Here is a 16,116-nt window from a genome sequence, read left to right as displayed (position 1 = left end):
GCCTCGCGGCCGCAAACCGCGCCGAGGTCATAGGATGAGTGCAATTCTTGAAATGCAGGGCATCACCAAGGTCTTTCCTGGTGTGAAGGCTCTGGACAACGTCAATCTTGAAGTCGAGGAGGGGGAGATTCACGCCCTCGTCGGCGAGAATGGCGCCGGCAAATCGACGTTGATGAATGTCCTTTCCGGCGTCTATCCGCACGGCTCCTATGACGGGGTCATCCGCTTCAAGGGCGAGGAATGCCGCTTCTCGGGCATCGCCGACAGCGAGGAAAAGGGCATCAGCATCATCCACCAGGAGCTTGCGCTGGTGCCGTTGATGTCGATCGCCGAAAACATCTTCCTCGGCAACGAGCGCGCCTCGGGAGGGGTCATTGACTGGCGCGAGACCTATCGGCGGACCGAGGGTCTGCTCGCCCGCGTCGGCCTCAAGGAATCGCCGCGCACCCTCGTCACCGATCTGGGCCTCGGCAAGCAGCAGCTGGTGGAAATCGCCAAGGCGCTGTCCAAGGAGGTCAAGCTCCTTATTCTCGACGAGCCGACGTCGAGCCTCAACGAGCGCGATAGCGAGGCGCTGCTTCAGCTTCTTCTGGAGCTGAAGCGTGGCGGCATGTCGGCGATCCTGATCTCGCACAAGCTCAACGAGGTGGTGAAGGTGGCCGACACCATCACCGTTCTGCGCGATGGCTCGACGGTTTCGACGATCGACTGTGCCGGCGGAGAAATCAGCGAGGACCGCATCATCCGCGACATGGTCGGCCGCTCCATGTCCGACCGCTATCCCAAGCGCGAGCCGAGGATCAACGGCGTCGTGATGGAGGTCAAGGACTGGACCGTCTTTCATCCTCTCCATGTCGATCGCAAGGTGGTGAACGGCGTCAACTTCAACGTCCGCGCCGGCGAGATCGTCGGCATCGCGGGGCTGATGGGCGCCGGGCGAACCGAGCTCGCCATGAGCATCTTCGGGCGCGCCTACGGCAACAGCATCTCGGGAGAGATCTGGCTCCACGGCAAGAAGATCGACAACTCCACCGTCCACCGCACGCTGTCCCAGGGCATCTGCTACGTTACGGAGGATCGCAAGGGGTACGGCCTGATCCTCGACGACACCATCCGACACAACGTGCCACTGGCCAATCTGCCCGGCATCGCCAACGGCGTCGTCATCGACAATCCCAGGGAACTCGCGGTGGCGCAGGACTACCGCGCCAAGCTGCGGATCAAGACGCCGTCCGTCGGCCAGAAGGCGATCAACCTTTCCGGCGGCAATCAGCAGAAGGTCGTGCTCGCCAAATGGCTGTTCGCCGGCCCCGAGGTGCTGATCCTCGACGAGCCGACCCGCGGCATCGACGTCGGGGCGAAATTCGAAATCTATTCCATCATCAACGACCTTGCCGATGCCGGCAAGGGCATCGTCATGATCTCGTCCGAGATGCCGGAACTGCTCGGCATGTGCGATCGCATCTACGTGATGAGCGAGGGGCGGTTCGTCGGAGAGCTGCCGGCGGCGGACGCCTCGCAGGAGAAGATCATGGCCATGATCCTGAGAAGCGGGAGCTAGTCCCATGGAGCAACAAATGGTTAACGTCTCCGCGGCGGGGCCGGAACGCGCCAGCGCGTGGAGCTTCGTGCGCAACAACATGCGCGAATACGGCATCCTGATCGCGCTCATCGCGATCATGGTCTTCTTCCAGATCGTCACCGGCGGCATTCTGATGCGGCCGGTCAACCTGACCAATCTGGTGCTCCAGAACAGCTACGTCGTCATCATGGCGCTCGGCATGCTGTTGGTCATCGTCGCCGGACACATCGACCTCTCCGTCGGCTCGGTGGCGGGCTTCATCGGCGGCCTCGCTGCCGTCATGATGGTGCACTGGCACGTGCCCTACCTGCTGGCCGCGGTCGCTTGTCTCCTCGTCGGTGCCCTGATCGGCATGGCTCAGGGCTACTGGATCGCCTATTTCAAGATCCCGGCCTTCATCGTTACGCTCGCCGGCATGCTGGTGTTCCGTGGTCTGGCGCTGTGGCTTCTCGAAGGCCAGTCGGTCGGCCCGTTCCCGCCAACCTTCCAGCTGCTCTCCTCCGGTTTCGTTCCCGACATCTTCGGTGGCGGCCGCTTCAACATGCTGTCTCTCGTGCTCGGCATCGTCACCGCCGTCGCCTTCCTGTGGGCCAACATCCGCAGCCGGCGCCATCTCGAGGAGAGCGGCAATGTCGAGGAGCCGATGGCCTTCTTCATCGGCCGCGCGGCGATCATCGCCTTCGCGCTGGTCTATCTCGGCTATGTCATGGCGACGTTCCGGGGGCTGCCGAACGTTCTCCTCATCATGGCGCTCTTGATCGGCATCTATTCCTTCCTGGCGGCGCGCACGACGATTGGGCGGCGCATCTATGCCGTCGGCGGCAACGAGAAGGCCGCCCGCCTCTCCGGTATCAACACGCCGCGCCTCGTCTTCCTCACCTTCGCCAACATGGGCATGCTGTCGGCGCTGGCCGGCCTCGTCTTCGCCGCTCGACTCAACACGGCGACGCCCAAGGCCGGCCTCGGCTTCGAGCTTGACGTCATCGCGGCGGTGTTCATCGGCGGCGCGTCGATGTCGGGTGGCTCGGGCACCATCATTGGCGCGGTGGTCGGCGCCTTCATCATGGGCGTGATGAACAACGGTATGTCGATCCTCGGCATCGGCATCGACATGCAGCAGATGATCAAGGGCCTCGTTCTCCTCGCGGCCGTGATCTTCGACGTCTACAACAGAAGCCGCGCCTGAGGCGGCTCCGCATCGGACCGGCCGGATCGGTCCGCTATACTCGACGGCGAGGGAGAGGGGCGACCTTCTCCCTCGCTGCCCTATTTTCGGGACGCGTGATGGCGCAGCGAGGAGCGAGAAGATGAGCGAACCCGAATCCGTTGGCGCCCGCGTTCTTTCACCACATGCGAGCGAGTTGGGGGAGGGGCCGGTTTATGACCCCATCGACGATACGCTGTGGTGGTTCGATATTCTCGGCAAGACCTTGATCGAGCATCGCTTTGCAACCTCCGAGACCAAGGTTCACGAGCTTCCCTTCATGGCCAGCGCCATGGGGCTGGTGGACGCCGATCATCATCTCATCGCCGCCGAGGATGGCCTCTATCTGCGCCGGATCGGCGACGGGAATCTGGCGTTGGTCGCGCCGGTTGAGGCGGACAATCCGGCGACGCGGTCCAACGACGGCCGCGCCCATGCGTCCGGGGCGTTCTGGACCTCGACCATGGGCCGGGAGTTCGAGACGGGCGCCGGCTCGATCTATTGGTTCTGCCGGGGTGAGGTGAGACGGCTGTTCTCTGGCCTCACCGTACCCAACAGCATCTGCTTTTCGCCCGATGGCACGACAGCCTATTTCACCGATTCCCGTGCCCATGTTCTCCACAGGGTCGCCATCGACCCGGCCACGGGCCTGCCCACCGGCGAGCCTGAAATGTTCAACGATCACCGCGGCAAGAAGGGTGCGCAGGACGGCACCGTCTGCGACGTCGACGGGCTTCTCTGGAACGCGTGCAACGGCATGGGACGGCTCGACGTCTATGCCCCCGACGGCCGTCGTGTCCGGTCTATCGCGCTGCCGGTAAGCCGGGTGACGTGCCCGGCCTTCCTGGGGGAAAAGGCCGATCGCATCGCCATGACCACGGCCAAGGAAGGGCTGTCGCCGGAAGAGCGGGAGCGCGAGGCCGATGCGGGCCGGACCTTCCTCCTCGATATCGGCGTGCGCGGACGCCTGGAGCCGAGGGTGGCACTGGGCTGATGCGTCCGCAGTTTCGGTCCTGCGGCGAAGGCAAGGCGGCTTGACGGTTTCTTGACCGCTTCCGGCGCAGGTTCGCCTGAGTGGGACCGGAAAGGCAGAGCCATGAAGATCGCGATCGTCGGCTGCGGCTTCGTCGCCGACTATTACATGATGACGCTCGCGAACCATCCCGAGCTTGAGCTGGTCGCCGCCTACGACCGCGATCCCGAGGCCTCACGCCGCTTCGGCGCCTATTTCAAGGTCAAGATGGTCGAGAGCCTGGCGGCGCTCTTCGCCGAGCCGGGGCTGGAGCTTGTTCTCAACCTGACCAACCCCGGCAGCCATTTCGCTGTGTCGAAGGCCGCGCTCGAGGCCGGTCTCCACGTCTATTCGGAAAAGCCGCTGGCCATGGCGATTGAGGAGGCGGAAGAACTGGTGCGCATCGCCAGGGAGCGCGGCCGGCTGCTTGCCTCGGCGCCCTGTTCCCATCTTGGCGAGGCATCCCAGGCGCTCGGAAAGGCGATCCGCGAGGGCCGCGTCGGCGACGTCCGTCTCGTCTATGCCGAGATGGAGGACGGCATGGTCTTCACCGAGAACCATCGCGGCTGGACCAATCCATCTGGCGCGCCTTGGCCGGCGCGCGATGAATTTGCCGTGGGCGCCACGCTGGAGCACGCCGGCTATTATCTGACCTGGCTTTGCGCCTATTTCGGCCCGGTCGTCGAGATGACGGCCTTCGCCCATCGCTGCTTCGACGACAAGGGCACCGGCCAGCGCCCGGAGGAACTGGCCAACGATCTTTCGATCTCGTGCCTCACATTCCGCTCCGGCGTCGTTGCGCGACTGTCCTGCGGCCTCGGCGCGCCCAAGGACCGCTCCATCCATGTCGTCGGCACCCACGGCATTCTGTCGCTGACCGATGCCTGGGATTACGCCTCTCCGGTCTATCTGCGCGACCGCATGGGGCACTGGGCCTCGCGACCGCCGATCCTCGGCAAGGTGCTGCGGCGCTTGGAGGGCGGTCGCCCCTGGCGCTCCTGGTTCGGCGAGCGGGTGGAATCGCCGAAAGTGCGGAGCAAGGTGCCGGCGACTTCCTCGCGCATGGACTTCGCCCGAGGACCGGCCGCCCTCGCCGAGGCGGCAGCTGCGGGGAAGGAGCCGACCTACGGTGCCGACTTCGCGCTCCACGTCACGGAGCTCGCGCTGGTCGCACAGAACGCCTCGCGCATTCCGATGCCCTACCGGCCGCGATCGGCCTTCGCCCACCGATCAGTCTGAGGCGCTGGCCGTTACTTCCTCGATGATCTTCAGGACATCGATCGAATCCGCCATCGGCATGACCGGGCTGTCGATCCGCCCCAAAGCCAGACATTCGGCGAAATGGTCGGCCTGATAATGCAGGCCGGTGCCGGAAAAGAGCGTGGGAATGCGGCGTTGCTTCACCGATGACAGCATCTGCCGGATCGCGCCGAGACGCGCTATCGCGGGCCGGCGGCCAAGGGGAGACGGGTCTTTATCCTCGTTCGCCTCGGCCACGATGGGCGCGGTGCAGCGGAGCGAGAGCAGCGGCGGGCAGAAGAACGGCCGTCCGATGCGGATGACGCCGCCGCTTCCCGCGATCACCGCCTCGTTGGAGCCCTCGCTTTCCAGGCTACAGGAGAGCGTGGACAAGGCGCGTCCGTGGCGGAGCGACAGGCTGGCGCTGGCCACGGCCCCGTTGTCGAAGCGCCGCATCTGGCCGCTCGCCGCCAGCGGCGGACCGGCGAGGAAGAGCGCCAGCGACAGCCCGTAGACGCCGAGGTCGAGTAAGGCGCCGCCGTGATGCGGGTCGAAGATGGAGCGCTCAGGTCGATAGAGCTGCGAAAAGCCGAGGCTGGCGTTGATCGAGTGAAGCTTGCCTATGGCTCCCGCGTCGATCATCGCCTTGGCCTTGACGATGCCGGGCGTGAAGCGAAGCCACATGGCCTCCATCACGAGGAGCTTGGCGTCCGCCGCGGCTCCGGCAATCCTCTCGGCGTCGGCAACGCTGGTCGCCACCGGCTTTTCCACCAGAACCGGCTTGCCGGCAGCGAGGGCGGCGCAGGCAAGGCTTGCGTGACTGGCGCTCGGCGTCGCGACGTAGACGGCGTCGATGTCATTCCGCGCGAGCACGGCGTCCACCGACCCATGGGCGACGTCCGGCCCAAGCGTCACCGCGAAGGCGCCCGCGCGTTCGGGAGCTCTTGAGGCAACCGCCGCCACCGTTCCCGTTGCCGAGAAGCGCATGTCGGCGGCAAAGCGCCGGGCGATGGCGCCCGGCCCGATGATTGCCCACCGCACCAGCCGCGTGGCGCCGAAGTCCGTCCTGGAACGGTCTGCCTCTTCCGACGACGGAAAGGCCGTGCCGGGGCTGGAAAGGGACCGCTCCGCTGTGACACGCTTAGGGGCGACGCCGGCCCAAGTGGGCAGCAGAGCCGTGGATACGGGTGGGCCTCGTTCGAAAGTGCTCATCCTAGCCACCGCTCGTGATGGTCTGGATGACCTCGAAGCCCTCGAACTCGGGAGCGCCGAGATATTTCGGCTTATGGTCGCCGGCGCTGCGATGGGAGTGGCGAAACGCCTCGGAACGGGTCCACGCCTCGAAATCCTCGCGGCTCGCCCAGACGGTGTGCGAGGAATAGAGGGTATGATCGTCGCGCTGTGGTCCCTTGAGCATGTGGAACTCGACGAAGCCAGGGACTTTCGTGAGCTGCGAATCCCTGTTCTTCCAAACGGCCTCGAATTCATCTTCGGAGCCGGGCAAAACCTTGAAGCGGTTCATGGCAATGAACATGGGATCTCCTGCTTTCGGGACGTATCGTGTCCATTCCATTTGTCTGCAAGATTGATCGCATTAACTGGCCAGACAAGGGCGAGTTGGTTGATCCTTAAGAAAGGGTTAACGGATGAACCGCCCAGTTCCGTGCGGCTGGCTGTCCGACTTGGGCGTCCGGCGCGGCTGGCAGCCATTGCCAGGGCTCGCCTTAGTTTTGAAATTGATATAAGGAAGAGTTTATGTCTTCCGACAAACGCGGGATTTCGACGATAGCGATGAGCGCCCGGACCGACTCTCTCTTCGGCTCTATCGAGCCTATCGACCGCCAACGGGACGCGGCGGACGCGCTCGTCAAGGCGGCGCGCGAGCGCATTCTGATCCTGGATGGCGCTATGGGAACGCAGATCCAGCAGCTTGGCTTCGACGAGAACCATTTTCGCGGAGATCGCTTCATCGGCTGTGAATGCCATCTTCAGGGCAACAACGATCTCCTGACGCTGACGCAGCCGGCGGCGATCGAGGATATCCACTATCGCTACGCCATGGCGGGCGCGGATATCCTGGAGACCAACACCTTCTCCTCCACCTCGATCGCCCAGGCCGACTACGGCATGGAGGCGGCGGTCTACGAGCTGAACCGCGACGGCGCGCGGCTGGCGCGGCGGGCGGCTCTGCGCGCCGAGAAGGATGATGGCCGACGCCGTTTCGTGGCGGGCGCGGTGGGCCCCACCAACCGCACCGCGTCCATCTCACCGGACGTCAACCGTCCAGGCTTTCGCGCCATCACTTTCGATCAATTGAAGGCCGCCTATGCCGAGCAGATCGGCGGGCTGATCGATGGCGGCTCGGACATCATCCTGATCGAGACCATATTCGACACGCTCAACGCCAAGGCGGCGGTGTTCGCGGCCGAGGAGGTCTTCCGCGAGAAGTCCATCCGCCTGCCGGTGATGATCTCCGGCACCATCACCGACCTTTCGGGCCGCACGCTGTCAGGCCAGACCCCGACCGCCTTCTGGTACTCCCTGCGCCACGCGCGCCCCTTCACCATCGGTCTCAACTGTGCTCTTGGCGCGGCCGCCATGCGCGGCCATCTGGCGGAGCTCGCGGGTGTGGCGGACACCTTCATCTGCGCCTATCCCAATGCCGGCCTGCCCAACGAGTTCGGCCAGTATGATGAGACGCCGGAGATGATGGCCGCCCAGGTCGAGGGCTTTGCCCGCGACAAGCTCGTCAACATCGTCGGTGGGTGCTGCGGCTCGACGCCGGACCATATCCGCGCCATCGCCGAGGTCGTGTCGCGTCATGAGCCGCGCCAGGTGCCGGAGGTGTCCCGCCGCCTGCGCCTGTCGGGGCTGGAGCCCTTCACGCTGACGTCCGACATTCCCTTCGTCAATGTCGGCGAGCGCACCAACGTCACCGGCTCGGCCCGCTTCCGCAAGCTGATCACCAACGGCGATTTCTCCGCTGCGCTCGACGTGGCGCGTGATCAGGTGGAGAATGGCGCGCAGGTCATCGACATCAACATGGACGAGGGTCTCATCGACTCCAAGGCCGTGATGGTGGAGTTCCTGAACCTCGTCGCCTCCGAGCCCGACATCGCCAAGGTGCCGGTGATGATCGACTCCTCGAAGTGGGAGGTGATCGAGGCGGGCCTGAAATGCGTTCAGGGCAAGCCGCTGGTCAATTCCATCTCCATGAAGGAGGGCGAGGAAGCCTTCCTCGATCATGCGCGCCTTTGCCGGGCGTATGGCGCGGCGGTGGTGGTCATGGCCTTCGACGAAAAGGGTCAGGCGGATACGTTCGAGCGCAAGGTCGAGATTTGCTCGCGCGCCTACAAGCTGCTCACGGAGAAGGCGGATTTCCCGCCCGAGGACATTGTCTTCGACCCCAACATCTTCGCCGTGGCCACCGGCATCGAGGAGCACGCCGGCTATGGCGTCGCCTTCATCGAGGCGACCCGCGCCATCCGCCAGCGCCTGCCCCACGTCCACGTGTCCGGCGGCGTGTCGAACCTGTCCTTCTCCTTCCGCGGCAACGAGCCTGTGCGCGAGGCGATGCACGCGGTTTTCCTCTACCACGCCATTTCGGCGGGCATGGACATGGGCATCGTCAATGCCGGCCAGCTCGCGGTCTATGAATCGATCGATGCCGAGCTGCGCGAGGCCTGCGAGGACGTCATCCTCAACCGTACGCCGAAGGACGGCGGCGACACCACCGAGAAGCTTCTGGCCCTTGCCGAGCGCTACCGCGGGCAGGGTGGCCGGGAAGCGAAGGCGCGCGACCTCTCATGGCGCGAATGGCCGGTCGAGAAGCGCCTGGAGCACGCTCTCGTCAACGGCATCACCGAATTTGTCGACCAGGACGTGGAGGAGGCGCGCCAGAAGGCCGATCGCCCGCTCCACGTCATCGAGGGTCCGCTCATGGCGAGCATGAACGTCGTCGGTGACCTCTTCGGCGCCGGCAAGATGTTCCTGCCGCAAGTGGTAAAATCCGCCCGCGTGATGAAGCAGGCCGTCGCCATCCTTCTTCCCTACATGGAGGCGGAGAAGGAAGAGGGCGGCGCCCGCTCGTCGGCCGGCAAGATCCTGATGGCGACGGTGAAAGGCGACGTTCACGACATCGGCAAGAACATCGTCGGCGTCGTCCTGTCCTGCAACAACTACGAGATCATCGATCTCGGCGTCATGGTGCCGGCCGAGAAGATCCTCGCCACCGCCAAGGAGCAGAAGGTCGACGTCATCGGCCTTTCCGGTCTGATTACGCCGTCGTTGGACGAGATGGTCCATGTCGCGTCAGAGATGGAGCGGGAAGGCTTCGACATTCCGCTCCTGATCGGCGGGGCGACCACTAGCCGCGTCCACACGGCGGTAAAAATCCATCCGCGCTACGATCGCGGCCAGACGGTTCACGTCAACGACGCCAGCCGCGCCGTCGGCGTGGTCTCCAACCTCCTGTCGGCGGAGGCGAAGGGCGCCTATGTCGCCTCGATCCGCGACGAATACCGCAAGGTCGCCGAGGCCCATGAGCGCGGCCAGCGCGACAAGCAGCGCCTGTCGCTTGAAGGCGCGCGCGACAACGCCCTGAAGATCGATTGGGCCAGCTATGATCCCCCGCGCCCCGGCTTCGTCGGCACCCGCGCCTTCGACGATTGGGACCTCGAGGAGCTGTCGCGCTATATCGACTGGACGCCCTTCTTTCAGGCCTGGGAGCTGAAGGGCCGCTTTCCGAAGATCCTGGAGGACGAGACCCAGGGTGAGGTGGCGCGCCATCTCTATTCTGATGCCCAGGAGATGCTCGCCAAAATCATCGCGGAAAAGTGGTTCCGGCCGCGCGCCGTGATCGGCTTCTGGCCGGCGGCGCGGGTTGGCGACGATATCGCGCTGTTCGAGGACGAGGCGATGAGCCGCCCGCTCGCGACGCTCCACACCCTGCGCCAGCAGCTTTCCCGGCGCGGCGACCGGCCGAATCTCGCGCTCGCCGATTTCGTCGCGCCGAGGGGCAGCGGCAAGATCGACTATGTCGGCGGCTTCGTCGTCACGGCGGGCTTCGAGGAGGAGGCGATCGCCGAGCGCTTCGAGCGCGCCAACGACGACTATTCCTCCATCCTCGTCAAGGCGCTCGCCGACCGCTTCGCCGAGGCCTTCGCCGAGCGGATGCACCAGAAGGTGCGCAAGGAGTTCTGGGGTTATGCGCCGGATGAGGATGTGCCCAACGACGCGCTGATCTCGGAGGAATATCGCGGCATTCGCCCGGCGCCCGGCTACCCGGCGCAGCCGGACCACACCGAGAAGGAAACGCTGTTCCGCCTCCTGGATGCCGAGAGGCAAACCGGCGTCAAACTGACGGAGAGCTTTGCCATGTGGCCCGGTGCGTCCGTGTCCGGCCTCTACTTCTCCCACCCGGAGGCGCATTATTTTGGCGTCGCCAAGGTCGAGCGCGATCAGGTGGAGGACTATGCGAAACGCAAGAACATGAGTGTCACGGAAGTCGAACGCTGGCTTGCGCCTATTCTCAACTACACTCCTCAGGCAATCCCGGCAGAAGACGCCGCATAGCGGCAATTCGTCTCCATGGATTTGGCATTGTTACCATTGCCGAACTTTGGAATGGCTAATAACTTCATCGCTTGATGACGGACCTCGCACCGTCATCCGTTCTGCACCGATGGGAGGATCGGAACAGGCGATGATGAGGAGGAGGAAGCGCGCCTCGCGCGCCAAGGCTGAAGCACGTTCCGCGTTGATTGTCGGTGCCCTGGTGGCGGCCCTGCCGGTGACGGCCGTGATGTTGCGCGCGCTCGGCCTGCCGTTTGATCTCGCCATTCCCCGCTGGGGTGGGTTGCTCGGCCTCGTCGCCGTATCCGCCGGAGGCGGCCTGCTCGGAACCTGCTTCCTGCTCTTTCTTCTGCAGCGCGATGGCATGCCCGCGCCGACCGGCCCGCAGGGCGCCATCGAGGCGGGCGGCCTATACCGCTACAGCCGCAATCCGGCGATGCTCGGCTTCTGTCTCGCTCTTGTCGGCTGGACGCTGTTTCGCCGCGCGCCAGATGCCCTGGCGCTGGCGCTTTGCGTGTGCTGCCTCGCCCATGTCGTCGTCATCTGGGAGGAACGCCAGCTGCGCCGGCGCTTCGGCCCATCCTTCGACGACTATTGCGGTCAGGTGCCGCGCTGGTTCCCGCGCCCCACCATCGCCCTGCGCAAGCCTGCCTCGTCTCCTTTGGAGTAGAGCGCTGGTCCCGGTTTCTGGCTATTGGCCGACCGCGGTCTGGAGCGTGCCGCCGAGGTTGCGGCCGATGCTCTCCACCTGATTTTGCAGGCCCTTTCGTGCACCCGGCACGAAGACAGCGATCGGCAGCGTGGCGACCGCGCCGGCGGCCGAGCCGACGGTCTGTGCGGTTCCGAGCGTGGCCGCGCCGATGCGCTCGCCGAGCCCCACGTCGGCATCCGTCACCTTCTGCCCGGCAATCAGCCGTTGCCCGATCAGGCGCACCACGGCGGGGCTCGCCGCGAACTTCCCGTGATTGAGGCGGTCCCCGGCACGAAGCGCGGAGAGATCGAGGACGGTGATGCCCGCCGTCTCCAGCTCGGTGCGATAGGGCTCCTGGGTCGGATCGATGGCTCCCAGACGGTCGACGCCGCCCGCGATGCGGCGGGACAGGGCAAGGGCGCGGTCGTCCCGCGAGATGAAGAGGGTGATCTTGAGGTGGTGCGTGTCAATCTCTTCGAGCTGCTTCTTGAAGACGTCGACATCGAGATCCGGCGAGGCGAGGATCACGTTTTGGATCTTGGCCGGCACCTTGCCTTGGCGGATCGCCAGCTGCCGCAATGCTTCCATGGTCAGCCAGCTCCCCATGGAGTGGGCCATCACCGTGACGTCGTCGACATTGGGATCGGCCGCCGCCAGGGTCAGGAGTTGTTCCAGAGCGCCGCGCGAGTAGTTGGCGCTCTCCCGGTCGTAGTTGTAGTCGAAGACTGAGGCGCCCGACGGCCAGGTAAAGAGGATCGGTGCCGCGTCCGTGCCGGAGTCGTGCACGATCTGGGCAAAGCGAAAGACCGACTCCTCATAGCGGTTGTTGAAGCCGTGGACGAAGATCAGCACGCGCCGATGGCGGCCGGCGACCGACCGATACCACGCCTGCGCGCCCTCGACATCGACCCGCTCAGCGCTGACGACGGTGAAGTCCTTGGCGGGATCGCCGGGTACGTGCTCGGGCCAGGCGACCTCGCCGATCTTTCTGTTCTGGTCGGGAGGGATGGAGACGACGATGTTGTCGACCGACACGCCCGATCCGCGCTGGCCGGAAAAAAGAACGCCGGGGTTGGGCGAGGGTGCCCGTGTCGTCGCCACGAGCATGTTGACGGTGCTCGCCCCCGGCACCGTCTGTCCCATCGGGAGGAGCACCCCCTCGTGCGTCGTACACCCCGCCAGCGTGACGGCGAACAGGCAAAGGGCCGCAAGAGCGGCCCGTGCCGAAAGGGAGAAGACGAGAAAGGATCTCATGGCGCCTTTAAGCCCGTCTTCGCCGCCGATGTCGAGCCGTTTCTAGCCAGCGTCACATCGTCCGGGCTGCGGCGTTGCTCGCCAAGGTCGTCTGACGCGCGGACTGGGCGGTGTCGACACTGACCTCCACCGACATTCCCGGAACGAGGCGCTCCGCCAGAGGCTGGTCCGCATCGATGCCGATACGCACCGGGATGCGTTGGGCGATCTTGGTGAAATTGCCGGTAGCGTTGTCCGACTTGATCACGCTGAACTCGGAGCCGGCGGCCGGGGAGAAGCGCTCGATGGTGCCGGAGAGCGAGGTATCGGCGAGAGCATCCACGGTGAAGGTGACGCGCTGTCCCGGCTTCATGTGAGGAAGCTGCGTTTCCTTGAAGTTCGCCACCACCCACACCGCGTCGGGCACGATGGAGACGAGCTGGCTACCGGCCGTCGCGTATTGCCCGACATGGGCGCCAACCTCGCCGAGCGTGCCGTCGCGCGGCGCCGTGATGCGCGTGTTCTGAAGGTCGATCTCGGCGAGATGCACCGCCGCCTCCGCGCTGGCCACCGCCGCTTCGAGAGAGCGCCGGCCGACGATGGTCGATTGCAGCTTCTGCTTGGCCACATCGAGAGCTGCCTCGGCCTGCTTCACCGCCGCCTCCGCTTGGCGAAACTTGCTTTCCGCCGAAATGGCTTCCCCGCTCGTCATCACACCCTTCTTGGCCAGGGGCTCGATCCGCTCCCAGTTGCTGGAGGCGCTTTCCAGCGCGGCCTTGGCGCTCGTCACCTGCGCCTCGTAGGAGCGGATGCTGGCTTCGGCGGACCGCCGGTCCTGCTCGGAATTGCCGAGAGCGGCCTTTTGAGATTCAAGGGTCGCCTTCGCCTGATCCAGTTTCTGCCGGTAGATGCGGTCGTCCAGCTTGACCAGAAGGTCGCCTTCCTTGACGCGCTGATAATCCTTGACAGGAACCTCGGTGACGATGCCGGTGATCTGCGGGCTGAGCGTCGTCACCTGCCCGCGCACATAGGCGTTGTTGGTCGTCTCGACGCTCGTATGGAAGGGAGGAAGGTTCCAAGCGTAGAGGACCAACAGGACGCCGGCGACGCCGACAAGAAGAGCGACATAGGTGGAGATGGAACGGAAAACCCGGTTCATGGCGGAAAACTCTATGAAAATTCAGGCGGCGGCCGCGGCCTGGGACGGTGCCCACCGCTCGCGCAGCGCCAGATAAAGCGAATGGCCGACGATCCAGGCGAAGCCCGCCACGCTGATTGCGGCAATGAGCAGGAAGGCTTCGTCGTAGGCGAGGACGTAGGCCTCGCGCGTCACCGTCTTGGCCAGCAGGGCGGCGCCTTCGGCCTTGCGCAGCGCCGCGTCGGGCTGCGTCTTGGCATAGGCACCTGCCAGCTGGCCGATGCGTTGCGTCACCAGCGGATCGGTCGCCGTCAGATGGGACACGATCGCGCTTGAGTGGAGGCGCTCGCGCATCTGGACGAAGGTGCCGAAGATTGCCGAACCCATCATGCCGCCGAGCTTTTGCGTCGTCAGGAAGACGATAATGAAGCTCAGGATGTAGTTGGGCCCATTCTTCAGCGCGGCGCTGAAGCCCCTGACCATGGCGGCCGGCATGAAAAGGCCGCTGGCGAACGATACCAGGATCTGGCTGATCACCATCTGGTCCGGCCGCGTCAGGCTGGTGGCGCGGCTGTCCATGAAGGCGCCGACGGCGAGAAGGGCCGCGGCCACCGCATGGATGATGTGGATGCGTTCAGGCTTCAGGACGGCGGCCGAGGCCAAGCCCGCCAGAAACGTCGCCGCGACGACGATGATCCAAAGGGATTGGGTCTGATCGTTCATCAGGCCCATCTGCTGGAAGAAGCCCGGCACGCCCCAGGACTGTTCGGACAAGGCGAGCCGGAACAGCATCAGCACTGCCGCGATATGCAGCACCTCGCGCGACAGCAGCCACCGGATGTCGAGCAGCGGTTCCTTCCGGTTGAGCTCGATGACGGCGGTCATGATGAAACCGGCGATGCCGAGCGCGAACACCCAGCCGAGCCAAGGCGCCTCGAACCACCAGTAGAGCCGGCCCATGATGGAGGCGACGGACAAGGCGCCGAATCCCGCGAAGATGCCGACATAGCTGATGCAGTCGGTGCGGCCGAGCTTCATCGGAAAGGTCGACGACGTCAGCGGCAGATAATAGACGGCCATCAGGCCGATCATCGAGAGGCCCATCTCGAAGATGTAGAGGTCGCGCCAGCCCCCCACGTCCAACAGGTAGGGCGAGATAATGCGGGCGATGGGCGAGCCTATGGAGATCGTCGTCAGCGCCAGGGAAAGGCCGATATTGAGCTTCTTCGCCGGCTGAAACGCATCCAGCATGTAAAGAAAGGCAAGCGAGGTCATCGGCGAGGCGGCGACGCCCGCGAAGAAGCGCACAACCATGGCTGACTGGAGATCGTCGATCCACAGATGCCCGAGGCTGACCAGTAGATAGACGACGATCGAAACCTCGGCGAACTTGCGAAGCCCGTATTGGCCGCGGATCTTGATCAGGAGCAGCGTCAGGCTGGCGTTGGGAATCATGAAGACGGCAGAGAGCCACGCCGCTTCCGTCGTCGTGCCGCCCAGAGGCCCGGCGATCTGGTTGAGATTGACCGAGATGAAGCCCATTCCCAGGCCGTAAGTGATGCCCAGAAGCAGCGAGGCGAGCATGTAGCCGGCCGCGACGAGCGGCGGCTTGGCAAGGATCTTTCCCTGCGGCGCGGCCGGTGGCTCCGGCGTGGCCGCCGTTTGCTTGTTTTCCTTCTCGTCGGGACGTGTCAGAGGCTCCGGCGAAGCAGGCTCGGCAGAGCCAGTCGCCCCGTCCGGACGGTCTTCTGGCCGCGAGGAGCTTGCGGTCTCGCTCGCCTGCTCATCCTGCACGAGATGAAGCTCGGCTTCCCGGTCATTTTCAGCGGGGGCGTTTGCGGCGCCCTGAAGCGCCGCCGCGCTACGCATCCGCATGCTCCACGGCCGCCTGTTCGAGATTGGCCGTGATCATTCGCAGCACGGCCTTCGTCACCGCCACGTCGGCGGGATCGATGCCGGTCAACACGATCCCGCGCAGCTCCTGGATGATCCTCGAAACCAGCGCGGCCTGTTCCCGCCCGTGTTCCGTCAGCACCACGTGCTTGGCGCGACGGTCGCCCTCGACAGGCTTGCGGCGGATCAGGCCGAGCCGCTCCATGCCGTCGAGCAGGCGCACGACAGTGGCATTTTCCAGATCCAGGTCTTCACCGAGATCCTTCTGCGTGCGGCAGGGGCGTCGCGAAAGATGCAGCAACGCCAGGGCGCGCGAATAGGTGAGGCCGTGGGCAGCGACCATGGCGTTGAAGCTGGTGCGCAACTTGCGGCTTGCGATGGAAAGGAGCTCGGAAAGCTCGGGAGAGGTCTGAACGGGATCCATGGGAAGTCCATAGGGTGCGTATATGTAGTACGCTAACAATATGGGTGCTATGTACTGCACCTCTCGACCGGATTCAAGAGGGGGTTGCCGATGACCCTGGCCAAGAGCCGGCGCGCCGCCATATGG

12 protein-coding genes are annotated in these 16,116 nt (G+C 64.9%); 6 read left to right on the top strand and 6 right to left on the bottom strand.

All coding sequences use genetic code 11. The features are described from left to right. Positions 1-34: 34 nt before the first annotated feature. The 4 genes from mmsA (at position 35) to B5D38_RS07290 (ending at position 5,037) form a co-directional block, all read left to right on the top strand. Positions 35-1,561, top strand: a complete 1,527-nt coding sequence (gene mmsA / locus B5D38_RS07305; RefSeq protein WP_078707739.1) for a multiple monosaccharide ABC transporter ATP-binding protein — start codon at positions 35-37, stop codon at positions 1,559-1,561. A gap of 16 nt (positions 1,562-1,577) precedes the next feature. Further along, positions 1,578-2,768 (top strand): multiple monosaccharide ABC transporter permease, encoded by a 1,191-nt coding sequence (gene mmsB / locus B5D38_RS07300; protein ID WP_116002603.1) that lies wholly within the window; start codon positions 1,578-1,580, stop codon positions 2,766-2,768. 121 nt (positions 2,769-2,889) lie between these two features. Continuing rightward, positions 2,890-3,780: an SMP-30/gluconolactonase/LRE family protein gene (locus B5D38_RS07295; RefSeq protein ID WP_078707737.1), complete on the top strand. Its 891-nt coding sequence runs from the start codon at positions 2,890-2,892 to the stop codon at positions 3,778-3,780. A 102-nt stretch (positions 3,781-3,882) separates the two neighbouring features. Then, positions 3,883-5,037 (top strand): Gfo/Idh/MocA family protein, encoded by a 1,155-nt coding sequence (locus B5D38_RS07290; RefSeq protein ID WP_078707736.1) that lies wholly within the window; start codon positions 3,883-3,885, stop codon positions 5,035-5,037. Here B5D38_RS07290 and B5D38_RS07285 read toward each other — a convergent pair. After that, positions 5,029-6,249 carry a Gfo/Idh/MocA family protein gene (locus B5D38_RS07285; protein ID WP_078707735.1) on the bottom strand — a complete coding sequence of 407 codons (1,221 nt, stop codon included), beginning with the start codon at positions 6,247-6,249 and terminating at the stop codon, positions 5,029-5,031. The two genes, B5D38_RS07290 and B5D38_RS07285, sit on opposite strands and share 9 nt — an antisense overlap. A 1-nt stretch (position 6,250) precedes the next feature. Beyond that, positions 6,251-6,571: a heme-degrading protein HmuQ gene (gene hmuQ / locus B5D38_RS07280; protein ID WP_078707734.1), complete on the bottom strand. Its 321-nt coding sequence runs from the start codon at positions 6,569-6,571 to the stop codon at positions 6,251-6,253. Between the two features lie 257 nt (positions 6,572-6,828). Here hmuQ and metH point away from each other — a divergent pair, with 257 nt between their 5' ends. Next, entirely contained in the window at positions 6,829-10,611 is a 3,783-nt protein-coding gene (metH, locus tag B5D38_RS07275) for a methionine synthase (protein ID WP_078707911.1), read from the top strand. A 130-nt stretch (positions 10,612-10,741) separates the two neighbouring features. After that, complete coding sequence (locus B5D38_RS07270; protein WP_165690808.1) at positions 10,742-11,281, top strand: methyltransferase family protein; 540 nt, start codon at positions 10,742-10,744, stop codon at positions 11,279-11,281. A gap of 21 nt (positions 11,282-11,302) precedes the next feature. On the opposite strand, the gene B5D38_RS07265 is transcribed toward B5D38_RS07270, so the two are convergent. Genes B5D38_RS07265 through B5D38_RS07250 form a run of 4 tightly spaced genes read right to left on the bottom strand, consistent with a single transcriptional unit; the run spans position 11,303 to position 15,990 of the window. Further along, on the bottom strand, positions 11,303-12,556 hold the full coding sequence (locus tag B5D38_RS07265) for an alpha/beta hydrolase (protein WP_078707732.1): 1,254 nt from the start codon (positions 12,554-12,556) through the stop codon (positions 11,303-11,305). Positions 12,557-12,608: 52 nt separating this feature from the next. Then, positions 12,609-13,694: an HlyD family secretion protein gene (locus B5D38_RS07260; protein ID WP_078707731.1), complete on the bottom strand. Its 1,086-nt coding sequence runs from the start codon at positions 13,692-13,694 to the stop codon at positions 12,609-12,611. Positions 13,695-13,715: 21 nt separating this feature from the next. Further along, positions 13,716-15,542: an MFS transporter gene (locus B5D38_RS07255; protein ID WP_245318886.1), complete on the bottom strand. Its 1,827-nt coding sequence runs from the start codon at positions 15,540-15,542 to the stop codon at positions 13,716-13,718. Beyond that, positions 15,535-15,990 (bottom strand): MarR family winged helix-turn-helix transcriptional regulator, encoded by a 456-nt coding sequence (locus B5D38_RS07250; protein WP_078707730.1) that lies wholly within the window; start codon positions 15,988-15,990, stop codon positions 15,535-15,537. The genes B5D38_RS07255 and B5D38_RS07250 overlap by 8 nt, the downstream gene beginning before the upstream one ends. Between the last annotated feature and the right edge of the window lie 126 nt (positions 15,991-16,116).

Source organism: Consotaella salsifontis, from assembly GCF_900167365.1.
Classification (GTDB): Bacteria; Pseudomonadota; Alphaproteobacteria; order Rhizobiales; family Rhizobiaceae; genus Consotaella; species Consotaella salsifontis.
The sequence above is the reverse complement of the archived record's forward strand: the minus strand, read 5'-3'. Positions and strand labels throughout refer to the sequence as shown.